The sequence below is a fragment of the Devosia sp. J2-20 genome (genome assembly GCF_055808475.1).
In genome coordinates this window covers 224,745-244,098 of sequence record NZ_CM147870.1, presented here as the reverse complement: position 1 = coordinate 244,098, position 19,354 = coordinate 224,745, and the positions used below count along the sequence as shown (strand labels likewise).

Sequence of the window (19,354 nt, the reverse complement as noted above, 5' to 3'; positions counted from 1 at the left end):
ATTTGCTTGGCTGGCTGACACCCTAAGGCGGCCAAATTGTGCCACGCCCCATTTCGTCAGCAACCAAAGGGCTCCGAGCCCCGTTTCTGCCCGGATTCCGGCAGGCCAAGGCAGGTGTCGCTGATTTCGGCGACGTTGACAAGACAAGGGCCCGCTCTTACATCTCACGCGCTTTTCCGCCGCCCGGCGGGGATACATAAATTCAAAGCCGGAAAGGCTTTCTCATCGCGCTGACGATGGCCTGGCGGGGCCCATCCGCACCCCCGACCGCGCCCCCGATGAGTAAATCGAAGGACCTGACACATGGCACTAGCTGCGCTCGCCCGGCGGATTTTCGGGTCTACATCGGATCGGCACGTCAAACGCTATCAGGGCAAAGTCACCGCCATCAATGCACTCGAAGCCGAGCTTGAAAAACTCAGCGACGAGCAGCTGCAGGCCCGCACTGCCGAGTTCAAGGCGCAGCTCGAAAAGGGCGCTGATCTCGACGATTTGATCGTCCCCGCTTTTGCCACGGTGCGTGAAGCCTCAAAGCGCGTGCTTGGCCTGCGCCACTTCGACGTGCAGCTGATCGGCGGCATGGTGATGAATGAGCGCGGCATTGCCGAAATGCGCACCGGTGAAGGCAAGACGCTGGTGGCAACCCTGCCCATGTATCTCAATGCCCTGACCGGCAAGGGCACTCACCTGGTCACTGTCAACGACTATCTGGTCAAGCGCGACGCCGCCTGGATGGGCCAGATCTACAATTTCCTCGGCCTGACCACCGGCACCATTGTGCACGGCATGACCGATATGGAGCGCAAGCAGGCTTACGCTGCCGACATCACCTACGGCACCAACAATGAGCTCGGCTTCGACTATCTGCGCGACAACATGAAATATACCCGCGATCAGATGGTGCAGCGCGGCCACGCCTTTGCCATCGTCGACGAGGTCGACTCCATCCTGATCGACGAGGCGCGCACGCCGTTGATCATTTCGGGTCCGTCCGAGGATCGCTCTACGCTTTACACCACTATCGACGCGCTGATGCCCATCATCGAAGAGGGCGATTTCGAGCTCGATGAAAAGCAGCGCTCGGCGACCTTCACCGATGCCGGCATTGAAAAGCTCGAGGCCAAGCTGGCCGAGGATGGGCTGCTGAAGTCCGATTCCATGTACGACGTGGAAAACGTCGCCCTGGTGCACCACGCCAATTCGGCGCTGCGGGCGCACAAGCTGTTCCGCAAGGACAAGGACTATATCGTCCGCAACGACGAAGTCGTGATCATCGACGAGTTCTCCGGCCGCATGATGCCGGGCCGCCGCTACTCCGAGGGCCTGCATCAGGCGCTTGAAGCCAAGGAACACGTCAAGATCCAGCCAGAAAACCAGACCCTGGCCTCGATCACCTTCCAGAACTATTTCCGCCTCTATGACAAGCTGGCCGGCATGACCGGTACCGCCGCCACCGAGGCCGAGGAATTCGCCGATATCTACAAGCTCGACGTGGTGACCATCCCCACCAACGTGCCGGTGCAGCGTATCGATGACGAAGACGCCATCTTCCGCACCGCGGAGGAAAAATTCGAGGCCATCGCCAATCTGATCAAGGAATGTCAGGACCGCGGCCAGCCCGTGCTGGTGGGCACCACCTCGATCGAAAAGTCCGAAATGCTGGCCGAACTGCTGCGCCAGAAGAATGTCGGCACCATGAACGTGCTCAATGCGCGTCACCATGAGCAGGAAGCCCACATCGTGGCCGATGCCGGTCTGCCCGGCGCCATCACCATTGCCACCAACATGGCTGGTCGCGGCACCGACATCCAGCTCGGCGGCAATCTCGAAATGCGCATCGAAAAGGAAGCCGCTGATCTTGAAGGCGCCGAACGCGAGGCCAAGATCGAAGAGATCAAGCGCACCATTGCCGAGGAAAAAGCCAAGGCGCTGGCCGCTGGCGGTCTGATGGTGATTGGCACCGAGCGCCATGAAAGCCGCCGTATCGATAACCAGCTGCGTGGTCGTTCCGGCCGTCAGGGCGATCCGGGCCATTCCGCCTTCTTCCTGAGCCTGCAGGATGACCTGATGCGCATCTTCCCGGTCGACAGCATGGATTCCATGCTCGGCAAGCTGGGACTGGAACAGGGCGAATCGATCACCCACCCATGGGTGTCCAAGGCCATCGAACGCGCCCAGGGCAAGGTCGAGGCGCGCAACTTCGATATCCGCAAGAACATCCTGAAATACGACGACGTGATGAACGATCAGCGCAAGGTGATCTTCGAACAGCGCCTCGAAATGATGGACGCCGAAGACATCAGCGAAATCGTCATCGATATGCGCCACGACGTGGTCGCCAATATCGTGTCCAAGGCCATCCCCGCCCGCTCCTATCCCGAGCAGTGGAAGGCCGAGCAGCTGCAGGCAGCCGCCAAGACCTATCTCAATATCGACGTACCCGTCATTGAGTGGGCAGCCGAGGAAGGCATCGACGCCGAAATCGTCACCGAGCGCCTGCTCGCTGCCGCTGACGAACACGCTGCCGCCAAGGAAGCCCGCACCATCACAGCCATGGAAGCGGCTGGCTCGTCCAACCCAACCGTGATGCGTCAGGTAGAAAAATCCATCGTCCTGCAGTCCATTGACGGGTTGTGGCGCGAGCATCTGGTCACGCTTGATCACCTGTCCAAGGTGGTGGGCTGGCGCGGCATCGCCCAGCGCGATCCGCTCAGCGAATACAAGCAGGAAGCCTATGAGCTGTTCCAGAGCCTGCTGGAAAACCTGCGCGAGCTGGTGACCACGCAGCTCAGCCATGTCGAACTGCAGCCCCGCCCCGTCGCGCCGCCGACAGCTGATCTGAGCGCCCTGCGCGAAACCCATATCGATCCGCTGACCGGTGAAAACGACGCCGATGGTGGCGATACCGTCGCCGATTCGCTGGGTGCCACGGGCGGCGATCCGTCGCTCAAGCCCATCGATCCGGCCCTGCTGGTCGGCGTGTCGCGCAACGCGCCCTGCCCCTGTGGCTCGGGCAAGAAGTTCAAGCACTGCCACGGCCAGTTCTAGGCCAGGCCTCGGGCACAAGCCGGCGTCAAAATGCAATATGGGTACCAACCACGCGGTTGGTGCCCATATGTTTTTGGAAACGCTGACGTCAGCTAGACCGCGATCAGCCTGCTGGCGCCCTGGCTGGCCGCAAAGGCATCGATCTCTTCAAATGGCAGGTGATCAGCGGCATCGGTGCCGTAATAGCACCGCACCAGCCGACCATTCTCGTCGATCAGGAAATCGGCCGGCAGCCGGTTAAGCGGGCCAGAAAAACTGGTCGGGAAATAACCGCGCATGATGGCCTTGATCACCACGTCCAGCTTGAGGCTGGCCATGAAGAACCCGCCCCAGCTCTTCTCCACCCCAAAACGGCGGTAATGGGTCATGGGCGCATCTGGAATGATGGGGAACGGCGCATCCTGGCGCCCGACATAGCGCCCGATTTCCTCGGCCGAGGACTGAAACACCGCCAGTACCTCGAGCCCCTGCGCAGCCCATTCGGCATGGCGTCGGGTCATGGCATTAACCCGCATATTGCAGAGCGGACAGGCCGCGTAGCGATAGAACGACAGCATCACCTTGCGCCCTCGCAAAGCCGCCAGCGAAACCGGCTCGCCAAAGCTGTCCACAGTATCGAAATGCGGCGCGCGCGCGCCCTCAACCAGTCTCGTCATAATATTCTCCCGTGCCCAAGCGGCACACTTAGGCCAGTGCTTAGGCCAGTGCCTGCGTCAGTGCCGGCCAGGCAAATCCAGTCTTGCGACGCTCTTCAACCGCCCTGGTGATGGCTTGTCGCCAATCCCCGCTGGGTCGGTAGCCCAGTGCCGAGCGGGCATGCTCTATGGGGGTGTTCCAGTCTTCGCTGACATGCACCAGCGAGCGGGTCAGAAACGGGGTGCGGGTCGGCAGCGTCTCCATCAGCGCCCCGAACAGATAGCCCGCCCAGTAAGGCACCGCATAAAGCGGCTTGGGCACCCCGGCCACAGCCGCGATATGGCTAAACACCTCGCGCAGGCTGGGCAACGCGCCGCTATGGATATTGAAGCTCTCATAGGGCGCCAGACCCGGCGTGGTTGCGGCCAGGGCAAAGGCCTGCCCCATATCCTCGCCGGTCACCAGCGCCATGCGCGCCTTACCATTGCCCAGCCACGGCACCAGCCGTGTCTTGAGCCGCGGAATGACTGCGGGCACAAAGCCCACCCGATTGCCCGGTCCGATGAAATGGCCCAGCCGCATATTGACCATGCCGCTGACAGGGCTGGCCAGCGCCCGCATGTGGTGATTAATATCGATCAGCATATCCAGGTGTGGCCAGAACCCGGTTTTGCGCATGGGGCTGAAATCATCGACTTCGCCCCCCTTGCCTGGCAATTGGCCCACCACTAGCGTCGAGGCCAGCAGGAACCGCCCCACCCCCGCTTCCGCTGCCAGATCGATCAGATCCATGGTGGGTTCAAGGAACAGCCGGCGCTCCTCATCTTCATGGCCCCAGAAGGCACCCCAGGTGCCCGCATGGCAGATGGCATCGACACCCTCGACCAGACTTTTGCGATAGCCCGGATCGGTCAGATCGCCCTGGCGCACCGCTCCATCGAACCAGTCTGGCAATTTTTCCGGGGAGCGGCAGGCCGCAATGGTGGTGATGCCCCTGTCACGCAGGGCCGCCAGAATATGGGCACCCAGGAAGCCCGTGGCACCGGTGACCAGCACCGTGTTGATCTCAGTCAAGGCTGGTTCCTCCTGCGCGTTGATCGATCTGCAGCAAAATTTCGGACACCACCTCACTGATGTGATCGGTGTCGCCAGTGGCGTGGGCGAGCATGGCGGCGCCTTCAAGATCACGCACCATTTTGCGCCCGGCCAGACGGGCCGCCTCGGGCGCCAGCCCCAGATTGACAAAATGCCCCGCGGCCCAGTCGCACAATTGGGAAAACACTTGCCCGACATCGCCCGTACCGGCCTGCTGCTTCTTGCCCAGTTGTGCCACCAGCGTGCCGATGGGACAGCCATGGCGCGCCAGACTATCGGTCTGCTCGGCGGTCATATTGGCAAACGCGCGCAGTGCCAGCCGGGAATCACCCAATCCGTCCCACTCCGTGCGCAACTGCTCAAAGCGTCGGTGGATCCTCCCCACCGCGGCGTCGACCATGTCGTCGCGTGATTTGAAATAATAGTAGAGGCTGCCCAGCGGCATCTTGGCCGCCTCGGCCACATTGGCCAGCGTCAGCCCAGCCAGGCCGCGCTCATAGGCAACCTGCGACGCCGCTTTCCAAAGTGCCTCACTCTTGTTTGCCCGTGCCGCCATGCCATGCCTCCAATACTAAGTAAGTTATCTTACTTGGCTCCAGTGGAGTCAAGTCCACAAAAAAGGCCCGGATAATGCCGGGCCTTTTGAACGTGCTGCGAAAGGGTCTAAACCAATGCAGTAATGGTCTTTTTCTTCCAGACAAAGAAGTACCAGCCCGCCTGCAGCACCAGCATCATCAGGAAACTGGCGGCATAGGCGACCCAGATACCGGTCAGCCCCAGACTCGTCTGGCTCAGCCAGACCGCACCGGGCAGCTCGATCAGCAGGATGCAGGCCATCGACAGCGCCATGGGCGCCAGCACCGTGCCGCTCGAGCGCATCACGCCCGAAAACACCACGCTGCCCCCAAAGGCGACAATGCTCCACAGCACCACATGCAGCAGCGTTTCGGTGACCGCGATCACCGATGGATCGGTGATGAACAGCGCCACCAGCCGTTCGCTGAACAGATAGGCCATCAGCACCAGCGTACCGGTAATGATCAGGTTGAGCACGAAGCCGGTGCGGGTGATCCGGTCCAGCTGGTCGATCTGACCCGCCCCGATCGCCTGCGCCCCAAAAATCGAGGCAGCAATGCCGATCGACATGGCGGGAAACTGCACATAGCTCATCACCTGCCCCAGCGCGCCATAGGCCGCAGTGGCCTCCGAGCCGAAGCGGTTGACCAGCCCGACAATGACAATGCCCGAAACCGCCGAGACCACCATTTGCAGCCCCGCCGGCACGCCAAGCCGCAAGATCAGGCCGAGCAGCTTGAAGTCCGGCTTGAGCATGGCGCCCAGCAGCACCGCATCAGGCGCCAGCGGCATCTTGCGGGCGCGCATATAGATCAGCAGAAAGCTCAGCACCGTCAGGAAGCCGCAGACAAACGCCACCGCGGCCGCATTGACCCCCAGCTGTGGCAGCCCCACCCAGCCTAGGATCAGCGCCGGGGTCACCACCATGGTGACCATCAGCGACAGGATCAGCGAGAACAGAGGCGTGATGGTATCGCCCACCCCGCGCAGCACCGAGGTGACCACGATGAACACGAAAAAGCCCGGCATGCTGATCAGCATGATGCGCGCATAGCCCACCGCCAGGGTCCGGATGTTTTCCGGTGCGCCCAGCACCGCCATGATCTGCTCGGTAAACAGCCCGCCGACAAGCGAGACCACCAGCCCCAGCGCAATGGCTGCCGACAATGTCGTGCCGGCCACCTGCTTGACCTTGACCAGATTGCGCGCGCCCCAGGCCTGACCAATCAATATGGTCGAGCCCGAAGACAGCCCGATGATAAAGCTGAGCAGGAAGAACAGGATCGGGAAAAACACCGCTACCGCGGCCAGCGCATCAACACCCACCAGCTGCCCGACATAGATCGCGTTCACCGTGCCCGAAAGCGCCTGCAGGATATTGGCCGCCATCAGCGGCACAAGGAAGACGGCAAATCGCTGCCAGAGAGGGCGAGATTGCACTGTCATGAAAAAGCTCCGGGAACCTGACGCTGCAACGCCATCAGGCACAATGCTGATGGTCGGCGCCAACTCAATACGTTTCAAACCGCTCTTGGACCACGGCCAGCAACAGTCAATCTGGTCCGACCGGCCTCGTCACTAGGCCCGCCACCACAAGGCGTCAATCGCCATGTCGCTATCACGCTGGCCAATGGGGGCCATCACCACTTGTCATCGCCGCCGGCACGATTTTGCGATGCGCGAACCGCGCCGGGACGCTATGGCTGGGCCCATGAGCGCCATCGCCCCGACCGACCAGACATTTGCCGACCAGTTTTATGCTGGTGCGCGCGCCTGCATCCCCGTGATCATTTCTGTGGCCGCCTATGGCATGGTCTGGGGCGTGCTGGCGCGCGGTGCCGGGCTGAGCCTGCTCGAAGTCATGTTGATGAGCGGGCTGGTCTTTGCCGGTGCCGCCCAGTTCGTGGCGCTGGATCTGTGGACGGCAACACCAGCCACCCTGCCCATCGGGGCGCTGATCCTTGCCGCGCTGATCGTCAATCTGCGCTACCTGCTGCTGACCGCCACGCTGCGCCCGCTGTTCAAGCCGGACTCCGGCCTCAAGGGCGCCCTGATGATGGCGCTGGTGACCGATGAAAACTGGGCCATGACCGTACTGGAAATGAAAAAGGGGCGCGGGAGCGTCGCCTTTCTGCTCGGCGGCGGCGCGCTGGCCTATGCCTGCTGGATGGCCACCACCATGACCGGCCATATCCTGGGCTCGGCCATTGACGACCCCGCCCGCTATGGGCTCGACTTTGCCTTTACCGCCACCTTTCTGGTGCTGCTGCTGGGCATGTGGAAATCCAGAGCCGACCTGTTGCCCTGGGCGGTTGCCGCGCTGACGGCCATCATCACCGCCAGACTGCTCGATGGCAGTTGGCACATCCTGATTGGCGGCATTGTTGGCAGCCTGGCCGGCGCCATCGCCGACAAGGTGCGTCATGTGGACTAGCCCCGAAGCCCTTTACGCCATTGCCGGCATGGCGCTGGTCAGCTTTGCAGTTAAGGCCGGCGGCCTGCTGCTCGCCAATCGCCTGCCCCAGCACGGCTTTGCCGCTGCCTGGCTCAAGCATATCCCCGGTGCCGTGCTCGCTGCCCTGGTAGCACCCGCGCTGGTCACCGGCAGCCCGGCCGAAATCATCGCTGCCGCCGCGACCGCCCTGGTCTATGTCGTGACCCGCAACCTGTTTGCGGCCATGGCCACCGGCGTGTTGTGTGTCTATCTCGCCCGCCTGCTGCTCGCCGCTTAAACCCGCACACAGCCAGTTGCAGCGCAACCCGACCTGGGTTAGAGAGTTTTCCGTGCCCTCCTGGCGGAATGGTAGACGCAGAGGATTCAAAATCCTCCGCTGCGAGGCGTGCCGGTTCGAGTCCGGCGGAGGGCACCATTCTCCCCTTTTTCTGAGATGCCCGGGCGTTGATGGGTCACGTCGCCGGTTTTGCGTCAGCTCTGCGCGGCGCGCATAAATGTGATCGCAGCCATGCTTTGGCGCCGTGGCGTTAACCGTGTTCCTTACCTGAACGTTAATGGATCGCGTCGCATTTTAGCGGAAATTTCATCACGCGATTTCCGACGAGGTCTTCCATGAAGCGCCAGGCTCTTTCCATTGCTGCCCTGATGCTGTTCGCCCCCGCAGCGCACGCCGCTGATCTGAGCTGGAACAGCGGCACCAGCCCCCTGTATTCCCCCTCCCCTGCCTCGGGCTGGGACGGCTTTTACGCTGGCCTGAACGCTGGCCATGGCTGGGGCACCGGCGCGCGTCAGAACGTGGCTGGTGGCGCTACCACCGAACGCAATACCGGCGGCTGGCAGCTGGGCGGTCAGGCTGGCTACAATATGGATATGGGCGGCTTCGTGCTGGGCGCCGAAGGCGACCTGCAGTTCGCCTCCATCGGCTATGAAGAAGATCTGGGCGCCACCGGCAAGTTCAAATCTGGTGTGGATTTCTATGGCACCGTGCGCGGCCGTGCCGGCATGAGCTTTGGCACCGTGCTGCCCTATGTCACCGGCGGTATTGCAGCCGGTCGGGGCAGCGCCAGTCTGACCGATCCGGCCAATGTGGTGACCTCGCAATCCGCCACCCATGTGGGCTGGACGCTGGGCGTCGGCCTGGAAGCTCAAGCTACCGACAAGATCACCGTCAAGGCCGAGTATCTTTACGTCGATCTGGGCACCCAGACCTATAACGGCCTGCCCATCGGCAATCAGGACATCACCCAGCGCTTCGGTGTCGTCCGTGCAGGTGTGAACTACAAGTTCTAGTCAGTGCCCGACCAAATCGGGTCAACACAACACCCAACTATGGGCTGGCTTCGGCCAGCCCTTTTTTCTGGCGGCCCCTGCCCTCAAATGCGCGCCAGATAGCTGCGCAACAAACCGTCCAGTTGCGCCCGCTCGTCCTCGGGCAATATCGCCACCAGATCAGCCTGCAGTTTGACATGGTCCGCCAACACGCCCTCGACGGCTGCGCGACCGCGCTCGGTCAGGCCAATAGCATAGCTGCGCTTGTCGGCGAGGCTGCGCTGGCGGGCGACCAGACCGTCCTTTTCCAGCTGATCAATACGATTGGTCATCGTACCCGATGTCACCATCATGGTGGCGAGTAACTGCCCCGGCGACAGCGCGTAGGGCGGTCCGGACCGCAGCAGCGTCGCCAGCACATCAAAACCCGCACTACTCAAACCGTGAGCGGCAAAATTGGCCGCCATGGCCTGTGACATATGCTGCGATACCCGAGCCAGACGGCCGATCAGCCCCATGGGCGCGGTATCCAGATCGGGGCATTGGCGGGCCCATTGCGCCCTGATTTTGTCGACATCATCCATGCGTACATGCCATCCCGAATTTATCTTGATGTCAAGATTAATCCATGTATCTTGACGTCAAGATAAATGGATGTACCATGACGCGCTTCGCCGATATCGCCCTGACCGCAGCCGCGCCCCTGATCTGGGGCAGCACCTATATTGTCACCACCCAGATGCTGCCCAATCTGGACCCGCTGACCATTGCGGTACTGCGCGCCCTGCCCGCGGGCCTGCTGCTCTTGCTCATAGTGAGGGACCTGCCCCAAGGTCGCTGGATCGGGCGCATGCTGGTGCTGGGCGCACTCAACTTTGCCCTGTTCTGGAGCCTGCTGTTTGTGGCGGCCTATCGCCTGCCCGGTGGCGTTGCGGCCATTATGGGCGCGCTGCAGCCCTTCATCGTGATCTTTGCTGCCCGCGTTTTGCTCGGCACCCCCATCCGGGCGCTATCGGTCATCGCCGTCACCATCGGCATTGGCGGCGTCGCCCTGCTCATCCTGACGCCAGCCGCCCGGCTTGACATGGTCGGCGTCGCCGCCGGCCTGCTCGGTTCGGCGTCCATGGCCTTGGGCACCGTGCTCAGCCGCAAATGGAAGCCACCGGTATCCACCCTGACCTTCACCGCCTGGCAATTAACCGCCGGCGGCCTGCTGCTGTTGCCTTTCCTGCCGCTGGCCAGCACCGACTGGGGTACCATCACCCCGACCAATCTGATGGGACTGGCCTATCTGGGGCTGATCGGCGCCGCCCTGACCTATCTGATCTGGATCCGCGGCATTGCGCGGCTGCACCCAAGCGCGGTGTCATTACTGGGGTTTCTCAGCCCGTTCAGCGCCACAGTTTTGGGCTGGTGGATCCTCAACGAAATGCTCAGCCTGCCCCAGGCACTGGGCATGATCATCGTGCTGGCCAGCATCTTGCTGGGCCAATATGCCTTGAGAAAGGCGCAGGACTAGCCACTATGGCGCCTGAGCCAATTCAAGAGGGTGACCCATGAGCAGGACAGGCATCGCACGCACCGGAACGGCAGGCTGGGTGTTCGCACCCTGGCGCGGCACCTTCTATCCCGATGGCCTGGTGCAGAAAAACGAGCTGGCCTATGCCAGTTCGCGCCTGGGCAGCATCGAGATCAACGCCACCTTCCGCGGCAACCAGAAACCGGCCAGCTTTGCCAAATGGGCCGAGCAGACCCGCGAGGGGTTCGTGTTTTCGCTCAAGGGCCCGCAACTGGTCACCCACATCAGGCGGCTCAAGAACTGCGAGATCGAGCTAGCCAATTTCCTGGCGTCCGGCCCGCTGGCCATGGGGGACAAGCTGGGGCCCTTCATCTGGCAATTGCCCCCCAATCTGAGCTTTGATGCCCAGGTGCTGGACAATTTCCTGTCCATGCTGCCCCACACCATCCCTGACTATATCGCGCTTGCCAAAAAGGCTGATGAGCGGATCAAGCATGCGCCCTATCTTGACGCGACCAATGTGGGGCAACTGCGCCACGCCATCGAGCTGCGCCACGCCAGCTTTGACGACCCCGCCGTCAATGATCTGCTGGCCCGCCACAATGTGGCACGAGTGATTACCGACACCGCGCAAAGCCCGGCCCGCGCGCTAACCGCCGATTTCGCCTATTGCCGCCTGCAGGGCCCGGCCCACAATGCTGCGACCGGTTATCAGCCGGCCGACATTGCCGACTGGGCAAGCACCATTGGCGACTGGACCGCAGCGGGCGGCGACGTGTTTGCCTATTTCGTGCATGAAGACAAGCTGCACGCGCCCGCCAATGCCATCGCCCTGCGGCAGGCACTGGGCATCAGCCTGCCCGGCGATTGATCAAAACCGCGTTCCCGTCTGGCCTTTGCCGCAATCGCAGGCTAATCAGCGCGGGTCTCAAGCGTCACCTGAAAGACCCGTTCCATGGCTGCATCGATCCTCCACCCGCTCGACAAGAAATCGGCAGCGCTCGCCTTTGTGCTGGGTCTGGCGACTATTCTGGGCGCCTGGGGCAGCCAGATCATTGGCGGGCTTTATCCATGTGAACTCTGCCTCGAGCAGCGCATGGCTTACTATATTGGCCTGCCGATCCTGCTCGGCGTGCTGGTGCTATGGAACCGCCTGCCGCTCAAAGTGTGGTATGTCGCCATGGCTATCGTCACCGCGATCTTTGCCTGGGGCGTCTATATGGGCAGCTATCACGCTGGCGTCGAATGGGGCTTCTGGCCCGGCCCGACCGCCTGCACGGGTGTGGGCGATGCCATGGATTTCGACGCGCTGAGCAACATGACCCCGGTCATTGGCTGCGACGTCGTGCAGTTCCGCTTTCTGGGCATATCCCTGGCCGGTTTCAACGCGCTGATTTCGCTGGCCATGGTGGCCCTGCTGATCGTGTCGATCGTCGCCCAGATGCGCCACACCCGCAAGGTCTAGGGCTCCAGCTCGATATCCCAATAGAGATAGTCCAGCCAGCTCTGGTGCAGATGGTTGGGGGGAATGAGCGGCCATTATTGTGCAGGTCGTGCACACTGGGGTGGTAGGGCGCCTGATGCGGGAACATCCTGATCTCGCTGGGCATACGATTGGCCTTGCGCAGATTGCACGGCGCGCAGGCGGCCACCACGTTTTCCCAGGTGGTCTGCCCGCCTTTTGAGCGCGGAATCACGTGATCGAAGGTCAGATCCTCGCGCGAACCGCAGTACTGGCAGGTGAAGCGATCGCGCAGGAACACGTTGAACCGGGTAAAGGCCGGATTGCGTGCCGGCTTGATGTAGTCGCGCAGCGACACCACGCTGGGCAAGCGCATCTCAAAGCTGGGCGAGTGGATCACGGTGTCATAATGGCTGACAATATTGACCCGATCCAGGCACACCGCCTTGATCGCATCCTGCCAGGACCAGAGCGAAAGGGGGTAGTAACTGAGCGGCCGGAAGTCGGCGTTCAGTACCAGCGCGGGACAGGCCTCAGGCGACACGTGGATGGTCACTTGAGTCTCCCGAAAAGGGAATCGAGTAAGTCCATATCCCCTTTATACTAAGCCCTTTGTGTCAGGGCTGTGAAGCGGGGAGCGTGTCGTTATTTTCCGGCGATCCTGGCGATGAACTTGCTGGCAAACTCTAGCCCATCCGGGGAAATGCCATGCGCGGTGTTCGGGCTGACGTAATAGTCCACTGCCACACCAGCAGCCTTGAGCGCTGTTTGGGCCTCGGCACTGCGCTCGGGCGCAACCACCGTATCGGCATCGCCATGCACCAGGCACACCGGGGGTCTGGCCAGTTCAGACGCACCAAATTCGGCGGGCGGCAGGAAGCTGCCCGAGAACGCGACGATGCCCATCAATTGTTGCGGCAGCGACAGCCCCACATGCAGCGCCATCATCGTGCCCTGCGAGAACCCGACCAGCAGTGTCTGTTGGGGCGCAATATCGGTCTGGGCCCACAGATCGGTCAGAAATTCGAGCAGGACCGGACGCGCCTTGGCACAGCCGGTCTGCCGGCTGGCCAGTTGATCGCCGTCAAAGTCGATGCCGAACCACTGAAACCCCTCGGCCAGCCCCTCGATACGCTCGGGGGCATTGGGCGCGATGAAAATGGCGTCAGGCAGAATATCCTGCCAATAGGGTGCCAGCCCGATCAGATCGGCGCCGTTGGAGCCATAGCCGTGCAGCAGGATCACGGCCTGCGTCGGCACACCGCCGGATTTGGGGGGCAGCATGGGGCCGGAGAGCTTGGTCACAGGGCAATTCCTTCTTGGTCGCGCAGCACAGCGAAATAGCGCCAGAACAATAGTGCCGCCGCCGAGCGGTGGGGCGTCCAGTCCTGGGCGATGCTGATCATGTCCTTGATCGTCGGACGAGCGTCAAGTCCGAGCCCATGGCCGACCGCCTTGAGCAGCGCCAGATCGCCGGCCGGAAACACATCAGGGTGCCCCGCGCAAAACAGCAGATAAACCTCGGCGGTCCAAGGCCCGATGCCCTTGTGCGCCGTCAGATAGGCCACCGCCTCGGCCGCCGGCAGGGTTTCGAGATGCGCGAAATCCAGCGCGCCAGCCACCATCGCCTCGGCAATCACCCGCACGGTGGCAAACTTGCTGCGCGAGAAGCCGCTGGCCCGCACGATTTCCTCGCTCAGGCTTAGATAGCTTTGTGGCTCCAGCGCGCCCGGCAATTGTTCGAACCGAGCCCAGATCGCACGCGCGCTGGCCACCGACACCTGCTGCCCGCAAATCACCTTGGCGATGCCGGCAAAGCCCGGCGCCGTGATGCGCGGTTGTACGGTGCCCGCCTTTTCCCACACCGGTGTCAGACGAGGGTCCATGGCAACCAGCAGCTTGATATGCTCGGCAATCGCCGCCGCGCTATCCAGACGCGGTGACGGGACAATTGCCGTCATGCTAGAAGGCGTCTGTGTCGAAACATCCATCCAAAAATCCCGTTCTTCGCTTCGCCCCCAGCCCCAATGGACGACTGCACCTGGGTCACGCCTTTTCGGCGCTGGTGACCTGGCGCGCCGCCGAAGCGCTGGGTGGCACCACTTTGCTGCGGATCGAAGACATCGACCTCGAGCGGTGTAAACCCGAATTTGTCGACGCCATCTATACCGACCTTGCCTGGCTGGGTCTGGATTGGCCGACGCCGGTCATGCTGCAGTCCGAGCGCCTGGATGTCTATGCAGACGCCGGCAACCATCTGCGCGATGCGGACCTGCTCTACCCCTGTTTTTGTTCACGCAGCCAGATTGCCGAGGCCGCAACCGAGACCGACCCCGACGGTGCGCCGCTTTATCCCGGCACCTGCAGACACCTTGATCGGGGCGAGCAGATCGAACGGCTTGAGCGCGGCGATCCGGTCCAGTTCCGGCTCGACAGTCAAGCCGCCATGGCGCGTGCCGGCATGCTGACCTTTTCAGTGGTTGGCCCGCTGATCACCGACCGCCCGCAAATCCGCTATGCCAAGCCCGAGCGTTGGGGCGATGTGGTGCTGCAGCGCAAGGGCACACCGACCAGCTATCACCTCAGCGTTGTTGTAGACGATGCGGCCCAGGCCATTACCCACGTCACCCGGGGCCGCGACATGGAAGCGGCGACCGATCTGCATGTGCTGCTGCAAATGCTGCTGGGCCTGCCCACACCAATCTACAATTTCCACCGGTTGATCCTGGATGATGCCGGCAAGAAGCTGGCCAAATCAAAAGGCTCGCCATCGCTGGCGAGCCTGCGTGACGAGGGCTGGACACCCGCTGATGTCCGCCGCGCCCTGGGGCTATAGCGCTGCAACACGCTCAGCGATGCCTGCCGATACGCCCCAGATGGGTGTTCGAGAAGCTCCCTGCTGACTTCAGCCCATAGCCCAGCGCCCGGTCAAAGCCTGAATGGGCAAGCCAGAGCGCCCCAAGCCCCGCCAGCAGTGGCATTGCCAGCACCTGCCCTGCGGCCAGCAGCAACAGGCCAAAGGCATAGACATGCACTAGATTGTAGATCGCTGCGCCGACACCGCGCCCCAGCCCATAGGCGGCAAAGCTCAGATCGGGCGCAAAGAACAGCAGCACTGCGCTCCACCAGACCAGACCGCTATCGATATGCCAGAACACAACCAGCGCCGCGATCAGCACCAGCGCGCCCTCGGCACGCTGCCACAGGACGAAAGACGGGGTGATCTGGTTTTCCATGGTCGTCACCTCACGCAGCCTTCCGGCTCTCGATCAATTCCCCCACTGTGGCGGCAACGGCCGCCCCGAACGGGGTTGCGAAATCGGGGCCGACAATAGCATCGAGCCGGGGATCGACCAGTTCCATCTCGTTGAGCCAGAGATAGCGCATGCGATAGATATCGCGCATCACCGGATTGACCAGTCCGATTGCACGCAGCACCCACCAGGGCATTGGCGACACCGTAACCGGGCGGTCCAGCGCCTGGGCAATCGCGTCCATCATCTGGCCGTGTGAGATCCAGTTCCCGGCAAAGTGGAAGTTCTCAAAACCGTCCAGCATTGCCCGGCGCTCTGCCAGCACGACGAAGGCGCGTGCCAGATCGGGCAGATAGGCCCAGCTATGGCGCAGCGCCAGATCGCCCATATGATGGATCTGGCCCTTGCCCAGATTCATCAGCATGGCCTGTTCGAACCACTCGCCCCGATTGCCCGGGCCGTAAAAATCTCCGGCACGTAGAATGATCGCCTGAAACCGGCGCTCTGCAGCGGCGGCGCGCAACATGGCCTCCAGGGCGATGCGGATTTCGCCGCGCGGCGCTTCCGCGCTCTGCCGCGTTGCGGGGGAAACGGTGCGGTCATTGGCCCGGTAATTATAGATCGTGCCGGGAAACAGCAGCGTCTTGCCGCTATCACCCAACGCATCGATCACCACCTGCAACTGCGCTTCGGCGCGGCCATTGCCCCATTGATCATAGGGAAGGTGCAGCGCGTGCACGACGACGTCGGCATCCGCAATGGCATCGCGCACAACGCCGAGATGGTCGGCATTGCCAGCAATGAAATGCGTTCCGCCAACTGGCCGGCGATTGGATCGGCCCAACCCGGTCACATCCCAGCCCGCATCCCGAAAGGCCAGCATGGCCGCGTGACCAATATGACCGTTACTGCCCAGAACGGTGACTTTACCCTTGCTCATTTTCTGCTCCTGCATGGTTGCTGAAACAGACAATGCCCCTTACAATTATTTATGGCGATTGGGCATTTTTCTAGATTTGATATTCAAAAATGAATAGAGAGCCGGACTGGTCCTTGTGGCGCAGCTTTGCGGCAGTGATCGAGCATGGCTCGCTCTCGGGCGCCGCACGCGCCCTGCAGCTGAGCCAGCCCACGATTGGCCGGCACATCGAAACGCTCGAAGGCCAGCTCGACCTGCCCTTGTTTGAACGCAGCCTGTCCGGCCTCAAGCCCAACGCCACCGCACTGCAGCTTCTTGCACCCATTACCCGCGCCCAGACCGCGCTGGCGGAAGCCTCCATGATAGCCGATGGCGCCCAGACCCAGGCGCGCGGGACAGTCCGCATTACCGCCAGCGCCATGATCTCAAATTATGTGCTGCCCGAAATACTGGTCGGCATTCGCACACACTATCCCCATATCGCCATCGAGACGGTTCCCTCCGATTCCTCGGAGAACCTGCTGATGCGCGAGGCCGACATTGCCATACGCATGTTCCGCCCCACCCAGCTTGAACTGGTAACCCGGCATCTGGGTGATATCCCGATTATCGCAACCGCCCATGAACGCTATCTGGCGCGGCGTGGTCGTCCCACCGCAATCGAGGATTTCTGGCAGCACGACATCGTTGGCTTTGACAGCTCCGACGCCATCATCGCCCATTCCAGAAGGCTCGGTTACACGATATCGCGCGACAACTTTCCGCTGCGTTCGGACGATCAGCCGCACCAGTGGGAGTTGATCAAGTCCGGGCTCGGTATAGGGTTCGGCCAGGCCCATCTGGTGCGCAACACGCCCGGAATGGTCGCCCTGCCAGTGGATTTGGCCATTCCGCCATTGCCCGTCTGGCTTACCACACACAAGGAATTGTACACCTCGCACCGAATTCGTGCCATCTATGATGCTCTGGCTGACGGTCTCGTTGCGTATATGAACAGCTAGAAACTGATCAGTAGGATTATCATGGAAACTGTGCTCAATCTCGCCATCGCCCTTGCCTTGATCTTTGTGGTCGTCGTGCTCGGCATGGGGCTTTGGAACATGCTCAAGGGCGGACCGGGCAATACCAGCCAGCGGCTGATGCGCCTGCGGGTTATGGGTCAGGCTGTGGCCCTGGTGCTGCTGATGGGCGCGCTGTTCTTCTTTGGCGGCGGCGGACAGGGCTAATCGGATATGGTCAAGCTCAACCGCATCTACACCAAGACCGGCGATGACGGCACCACCGGTCTGGTCCGTGGCCCGCGCCGCCCCAAATACGATCTGCGGGTGGAAGCCTATGGCACCATTGATGAGGCCAATGCCTGTATCGGCATGGCCCGCCTGCACTCGACCAACCAGCCCAAGATCGACAAGCTGCTCAGCCGCGTCCAGAACGATCTGTTCGATGTCGGCTCCGATCTAGCAACACCGGGCGCCGATGAAGCGGACGCCCAGTATCCCTCGCTGCGCATTCGTCCGGTCCAGACCGAGGCGCTCGAAAAGCAGATCGATATCTACAATGAAACCCTGACGCCCCTGACCAGCTTCGTGCTGCCGGGCGGCTCGCCCCTGTCGGCATCGCTGCATGTGGCGCGCACCGTAACCCGCCGTGCCGAGCGCATTACCGTTGAACTGGCCGCAGCCGAGCCCGACACCAATCCCGAGGCAGTACGCTACCTCAACCGGCTGTCTGATCTGCTGTTTGTGCTCTCGCGCGTGGCCAATGCCAATGGCACCAAGGACGTGCTATGGGTGCCCGGCAATAATGGCGATGTGAAAAAGGGCTGAAGCTCAGGCGCGCGGCGCTAGGCCGCGTGCGGCTCATCATTGGAGCGGCGACGTTCCACAAACGGCTTGGCGGGCTTTTGCGGCGCCGACCCGACCATTGCCGCTTCGGGTAGAACCAGCGCATCACCGGTAGCAAACACCACCCGATTGCGGCCGCCCCGCTTGGCAGCATAGAGCGCCTCATCGGCCTGCTGGAACATCTCGTCCATCGGCAATGTTCCCTGCGCCACCGCTACGCCAAAGCTGGCGGTGATGGAAATGGAGGTGCCTTCCCAGAGGATTTCGACATTCTCAATGGCACGGCGCAGCCGCTCGCTGATCAGTTGCGCCAGTTCCAGATCGGTTTCGGGCAACAGCACGGCCAGTTCCTCGCCGCCCAGTCGTGAGAGCAGGTCGCGATTGCGCAGGCTGCCGCGCAGCACCATGGCCACCTTCTGCAGCACGTAATCGCCCGCCGCGTGGCCATAAGTGTCATTGACCCGCTTGAAGTGATCCAGATCGATGGCGATCAGCGCCGCTTCCTTGTCGGACGTGCGCAGCCCGCTCATGCCGCGCTCAAAACCGCGCCGGTTGGGCAGCGCCGTCAGCGGATCGGTCAGCGCGCGCAGTTTCCATTGTTCCTCACGCTTGATCTGGCGCAATTCGCGTTCAACGAACAGGCCCAGCAGCACCGCGCCGGCCACCGAGGTCGACACCATATAGGGGCCGATCACGCTCACCAGACCCCAAATGCTTGCATAGCCCATGGCGATGCCGGTCAGCAGATAGCAGGACACCACCAGCCCCAGCACCACCAGATGGCGCGGCTGCACGCTGGCCTTGGGGCGCAGGAAATAGCGCCAGCTCAACCCCAGCACACCAGCCATGACGATGCCGACAGCGCCCGGAACAGCGCCCATGCCACCCAGCCAGAGCCGATAGCCCGCACCAATCACAATGGCCACGACGGCTGCCGGCCAGCCACCAAAGGCAGCGGCAAAGCCGATAATGATGCCGCGTGCATCAACCATCACACCCGAGCCGATATGGGCCGGGGCCATGATCGCAGCCACGGCGCCGATGCCAAAGATAGCGCCCTGAACGACCGATCTCACGGTGCGGGGCCATGCCTGTCGCTCGACCACACCAAAGGCAATCGCCATCAGCGCCAGCAGGCTGATGCTCTGCGTCAGAGCGATGAACATGGCTTGTGCGAACATGGCTCCCCCGCCACTTCAAATCGTTGGCGCACTGTGGAACGGCAGATGTAAGCAATGGGTGAAGGTTCCCCCCACAGCGATCAATCCTGACGGGAT

21 protein-coding genes, 1 tRNA gene and 1 pseudogene are annotated in these 19,354 nt (G+C 62.1%); 12 read left to right on the top strand and 11 right to left on the bottom strand.

Annotated features, from left to right (window positions below):
• Positions 1-303 precede the first annotated feature (303 nt).
• On the top strand, positions 304-3,048 hold the full coding sequence (gene secA, locus AC0L37_RS01210) for a preprotein translocase subunit SecA (RefSeq protein ID WP_212659708.1): 2,745 nt from the start codon (positions 304-306) through the stop codon (positions 3,046-3,048).
• 92 nt (positions 3,049-3,140) lie between these two features.
• Here secA and AC0L37_RS01205 read toward each other — a convergent pair whose 3' ends face one another.
• The 4 genes from AC0L37_RS01205 to AC0L37_RS01190 all read right to left on the bottom strand — a co-directional run bounded on the left by AC0L37_RS01205 (position 3,141) and on the right by AC0L37_RS01190 (position 6,801).
• On the bottom strand, positions 3,141-3,704 hold the full coding sequence (locus AC0L37_RS01205; RefSeq protein ID WP_282222216.1) for a peroxiredoxin family protein: 564 nt from the start codon (positions 3,702-3,704) through the stop codon (positions 3,141-3,143).
• A gap of 40 nt (positions 3,705-3,744) precedes the next feature.
• Complete coding sequence (locus AC0L37_RS01200) at positions 3,745-4,758, bottom strand: NAD-dependent epimerase/dehydratase family protein (RefSeq protein WP_282222217.1); 1,014 nt, start codon at positions 4,756-4,758, stop codon at positions 3,745-3,747.
• On the bottom strand, positions 4,751-5,335 hold the full coding sequence (locus AC0L37_RS01195; protein WP_282222218.1) for a TetR/AcrR family transcriptional regulator: 585 nt from the start codon (positions 5,333-5,335) through the stop codon (positions 4,751-4,753). Before AC0L37_RS01195 ends, AC0L37_RS01200 begins: the two co-directional genes overlap by 8 nt.
• Positions 5,336-5,442: 107 nt before the next feature.
• Complete coding sequence (locus AC0L37_RS01190) at positions 5,443-6,801, bottom strand: MATE family efflux transporter (RefSeq protein ID WP_282222219.1); 1,359 nt, start codon at positions 6,799-6,801, stop codon at positions 5,443-5,445.
• A gap of 265 nt (positions 6,802-7,066) precedes the next feature.
• On the opposite strand from AC0L37_RS01190, the gene AC0L37_RS01185 reads away from it, so the two are divergent.
• The 4 genes from AC0L37_RS01185 to AC0L37_RS01170 all read left to right on the top strand — a co-directional run bounded on the left by AC0L37_RS01185 (position 7,067) and on the right by AC0L37_RS01170 (position 9,100).
• Positions 7,067-7,789: an AzlC family ABC transporter permease gene (locus AC0L37_RS01185; RefSeq protein WP_269371491.1), complete on the top strand. Its 723-nt coding sequence runs from the start codon at positions 7,067-7,069 to the stop codon at positions 7,787-7,789.
• A complete protein-coding gene (locus tag AC0L37_RS01180; protein WP_212659714.1) occupies positions 7,779-8,087 on the top strand; it encodes an AzlD domain-containing protein in 309 nt (102 codons plus the stop codon). The genes AC0L37_RS01185 and AC0L37_RS01180 overlap by 11 nt, the downstream gene beginning before the upstream one ends.
• A 54-nt stretch (positions 8,088-8,141) precedes the next feature.
• Positions 8,142-8,225: transfer RNA gene (locus tag AC0L37_RS01175), tRNA-Leu, on the top strand.
• 197 nt (positions 8,226-8,422) lie between these two features.
• The gene (locus AC0L37_RS01170; protein ID WP_282222220.1) at positions 8,423-9,100 is read left to right on the top strand and encodes an outer membrane protein; all 678 of its coding nucleotides are present in this window, start codon (positions 8,423-8,425) and stop codon (positions 9,098-9,100) included.
• An 83-nt stretch (positions 9,101-9,183) separates the two neighbouring features.
• On the opposite strand, the gene AC0L37_RS01165 is transcribed toward AC0L37_RS01170, so the two are convergent.
• On the bottom strand, positions 9,184-9,663 hold the full coding sequence (locus tag AC0L37_RS01165) for a MarR family winged helix-turn-helix transcriptional regulator (protein ID WP_282222221.1): 480 nt from the start codon (positions 9,661-9,663) through the stop codon (positions 9,184-9,186).
• Between the two features lie 77 nt (positions 9,664-9,740).
• Between AC0L37_RS01165 and AC0L37_RS01160 the strand changes: the two genes are divergently transcribed.
• The 3 genes from AC0L37_RS01160 to AC0L37_RS01150 all read left to right on the top strand — a co-directional run bounded on the left by AC0L37_RS01160 (position 9,741) and on the right by AC0L37_RS01150 (position 12,063).
• Positions 9,741-10,598 (top strand): EamA family transporter, encoded by an 858-nt coding sequence (locus AC0L37_RS01160; RefSeq protein WP_282222222.1) that lies wholly within the window; start codon positions 9,741-9,743, stop codon positions 10,596-10,598.
• A 37-nt stretch (positions 10,599-10,635) separates the two neighbouring features.
• The gene (locus AC0L37_RS01155; protein ID WP_212659718.1) at positions 10,636-11,469 is read left to right on the top strand and encodes a DUF72 domain-containing protein; all 834 of its coding nucleotides are present in this window, start codon (positions 10,636-10,638) and stop codon (positions 11,467-11,469) included.
• Positions 11,470-11,553: 84 nt separating this feature from the next.
• Positions 11,554-12,063, top strand: a complete 510-nt coding sequence (locus tag AC0L37_RS01150) for a disulfide bond formation protein B (protein ID WP_212659719.1) — start codon at positions 11,554-11,556, stop codon at positions 12,061-12,063.
• On the opposite strand, the pseudogene AC0L37_RS01145 reads toward AC0L37_RS01150, so the two are convergent.
• The 3 genes and pseudogenes from AC0L37_RS01145 to AC0L37_RS01135 all read right to left on the bottom strand — a co-directional run bounded on the left by AC0L37_RS01145 (position 12,060) and on the right by AC0L37_RS01135 (position 14,021).
• Positions 12,060-12,616 (bottom strand): annotated as a pseudogene (locus AC0L37_RS01145) (HNH endonuclease). The gene AC0L37_RS01150 and the pseudogene AC0L37_RS01145 overlap by 4 nt on opposite strands.
• A gap of 89 nt (positions 12,617-12,705) precedes the next feature.
• The gene (locus AC0L37_RS01140; protein WP_212659721.1) at positions 12,706-13,365 is read right to left on the bottom strand and encodes an alpha/beta hydrolase; all 660 of its coding nucleotides are present in this window, start codon (positions 13,363-13,365) and stop codon (positions 12,706-12,708) included.
• Entirely contained in the window at positions 13,362-14,021 is a 660-nt protein-coding gene (locus AC0L37_RS01135; protein WP_212659722.1) for a DNA-3-methyladenine glycosylase family protein, read from the bottom strand. The genes AC0L37_RS01140 and AC0L37_RS01135 overlap by 4 nt, the downstream gene beginning before the upstream one ends.
• Positions 14,022-14,035: 14 nt before the next feature.
• Between AC0L37_RS01135 and gluQRS the strand changes: the two genes are divergently transcribed.
• Complete coding sequence (gene gluQRS / locus AC0L37_RS01130; RefSeq protein WP_282222223.1) at positions 14,036-14,896, top strand: tRNA glutamyl-Q(34) synthetase GluQRS; 861 nt, start codon at positions 14,036-14,038, stop codon at positions 14,894-14,896.
• A 13-nt stretch (positions 14,897-14,909) separates the two neighbouring features.
• On the opposite strand, the gene AC0L37_RS01125 is transcribed toward gluQRS, so the two are convergent.
• Complete coding sequence (locus tag AC0L37_RS01125) at positions 14,910-15,296, bottom strand: DUF4260 domain-containing protein (RefSeq protein WP_282222224.1); 387 nt, start codon at positions 15,294-15,296, stop codon at positions 14,910-14,912.
• 10 nt (positions 15,297-15,306) lie between these two features.
• Positions 15,307-16,254: an NAD-dependent epimerase/dehydratase family protein gene (locus tag AC0L37_RS01120; RefSeq protein ID WP_282222225.1), complete on the bottom strand. Its 948-nt coding sequence runs from the start codon at positions 16,252-16,254 to the stop codon at positions 15,307-15,309.
• A gap of 89 nt (positions 16,255-16,343) precedes the next feature.
• Between AC0L37_RS01120 and AC0L37_RS01115 the strand changes: the two genes are divergently transcribed.
• Genes AC0L37_RS01115 through AC0L37_RS01105 form a run of 3 tightly spaced genes read left to right on the top strand, consistent with a single transcriptional unit; the run spans position 16,344 to position 18,059 of the window.
• Entirely contained in the window at positions 16,344-17,234 is an 891-nt protein-coding gene (locus tag AC0L37_RS01115) for a LysR family transcriptional regulator (RefSeq protein WP_269371507.1), read from the top strand.
• A gap of 21 nt (positions 17,235-17,255) precedes the next feature.
• Entirely contained in the window at positions 17,256-17,459 is a 204-nt protein-coding gene (locus AC0L37_RS01110) for a twin transmembrane helix small protein (RefSeq protein ID WP_212659727.1), read from the top strand.
• 6 nt (positions 17,460-17,465) lie between these two features.
• Positions 17,466-18,059 (top strand): cob(I)yrinic acid a,c-diamide adenosyltransferase, encoded by a 594-nt coding sequence (locus AC0L37_RS01105; RefSeq protein WP_282222226.1) that lies wholly within the window; start codon positions 17,466-17,468, stop codon positions 18,057-18,059.
• Positions 18,060-18,076: 17 nt separating this feature from the next.
• Here AC0L37_RS01105 and AC0L37_RS01100 read toward each other — a convergent pair whose 3' ends face one another.
• Positions 18,077-19,258, bottom strand: a complete 1,182-nt coding sequence (locus tag AC0L37_RS01100; protein WP_282222227.1) for a GGDEF domain-containing protein — start codon at positions 19,256-19,258, stop codon at positions 18,077-18,079.
• Positions 19,259-19,354 lie beyond the last annotated feature (96 nt).

What these genes read in the sequence shown, in the direction of transcription:
- AC0L37_RS01115 (WP_269371507.1), top strand. Translation starts at nt 16,344, where the DNA reads ATGAATAGAGAGCCGGACTGGTCCTTGTGGCGCAGCTTTGCGGCAGTG.
- AC0L37_RS01185 (WP_269371491.1), top strand. Translation starts at nt 7,067, where the DNA reads ATGAGCGCCATCGCCCCGACCGACCAGACATTTGCCGACCAGTTTTAT.
- AC0L37_RS01150 (WP_212659719.1), top strand. Translation starts at nt 11,554, where the DNA reads ATGGCTGCATCGATCCTCCACCCGCTCGACAAGAAATCGGCAGCGCTC.
- AC0L37_RS01100 (WP_282222227.1), bottom strand. Translation starts at nt 19,258, where the DNA reads ATGTTCGCACAAGCCATGTTCATCGCTCTGACGCAGAGCATCAGCCTG.
- AC0L37_RS01205 (WP_282222216.1), bottom strand. Translation starts at nt 3,704, where the DNA reads ATGACGAGACTGGTTGAGGGCGCGCGCGCGCCGCATTTCGATACTGTG.
- AC0L37_RS01165 (WP_282222221.1), bottom strand. Translation starts at nt 9,663, where the DNA reads ATGGATGATGTCGACAAAATCAGGGCGCAATGGGCCCGCCAATGCCCC.
- AC0L37_RS01155 (WP_212659718.1), top strand. Translation starts at nt 10,636, where the DNA reads ATGAGCAGGACAGGCATCGCACGCACCGGAACGGCAGGCTGGGTGTTC.
- AC0L37_RS01120 (WP_282222225.1), bottom strand. Translation starts at nt 16,254, where the DNA reads ATGAGCAAGGGTAAAGTCACCGTTCTGGGCAGTAACGGTCATATTGGT.
- AC0L37_RS01110 (WP_212659727.1), top strand. Translation starts at nt 17,256, where the DNA reads ATGGAAACTGTGCTCAATCTCGCCATCGCCCTTGCCTTGATCTTTGTG.
- AC0L37_RS01190 (WP_282222219.1), bottom strand. Translation starts at nt 6,801, where the DNA reads ATGACAGTGCAATCTCGCCCTCTCTGGCAGCGATTTGCCGTCTTCCTT.
- AC0L37_RS01195 (WP_282222218.1), bottom strand. Translation starts at nt 5,335, where the DNA reads ATGGCGGCACGGGCAAACAAGAGTGAGGCACTTTGGAAAGCGGCGTCG.
- AC0L37_RS01125 (WP_282222224.1), bottom strand. Translation starts at nt 15,296, where the DNA reads ATGGAAAACCAGATCACCCCGTCTTTCGTCCTGTGGCAGCGTGCCGAG.
- AC0L37_RS01135 (WP_212659722.1), bottom strand. Translation starts at nt 14,021, where the DNA reads ATGACGGCAATTGTCCCGTCACCGCGTCTGGATAGCGCGGCGGCGATT.
- AC0L37_RS01170 (WP_282222220.1), top strand. Translation starts at nt 8,423, where the DNA reads ATGAAGCGCCAGGCTCTTTCCATTGCTGCCCTGATGCTGTTCGCCCCC.
- AC0L37_RS01160 (WP_282222222.1), top strand. Translation starts at nt 9,741, where the DNA reads ATGACGCGCTTCGCCGATATCGCCCTGACCGCAGCCGCGCCCCTGATC.
- AC0L37_RS01105 (WP_282222226.1), top strand. Translation starts at nt 17,466, where the DNA reads ATGGTCAAGCTCAACCGCATCTACACCAAGACCGGCGATGACGGCACC.
- secA (WP_212659708.1), top strand. Translation starts at nt 304, where the DNA reads ATGGCACTAGCTGCGCTCGCCCGGCGGATTTTCGGGTCTACATCGGAT.
- AC0L37_RS01180 (WP_212659714.1), top strand. Translation starts at nt 7,779, where the DNA reads ATGTGGACTAGCCCCGAAGCCCTTTACGCCATTGCCGGCATGGCGCTG.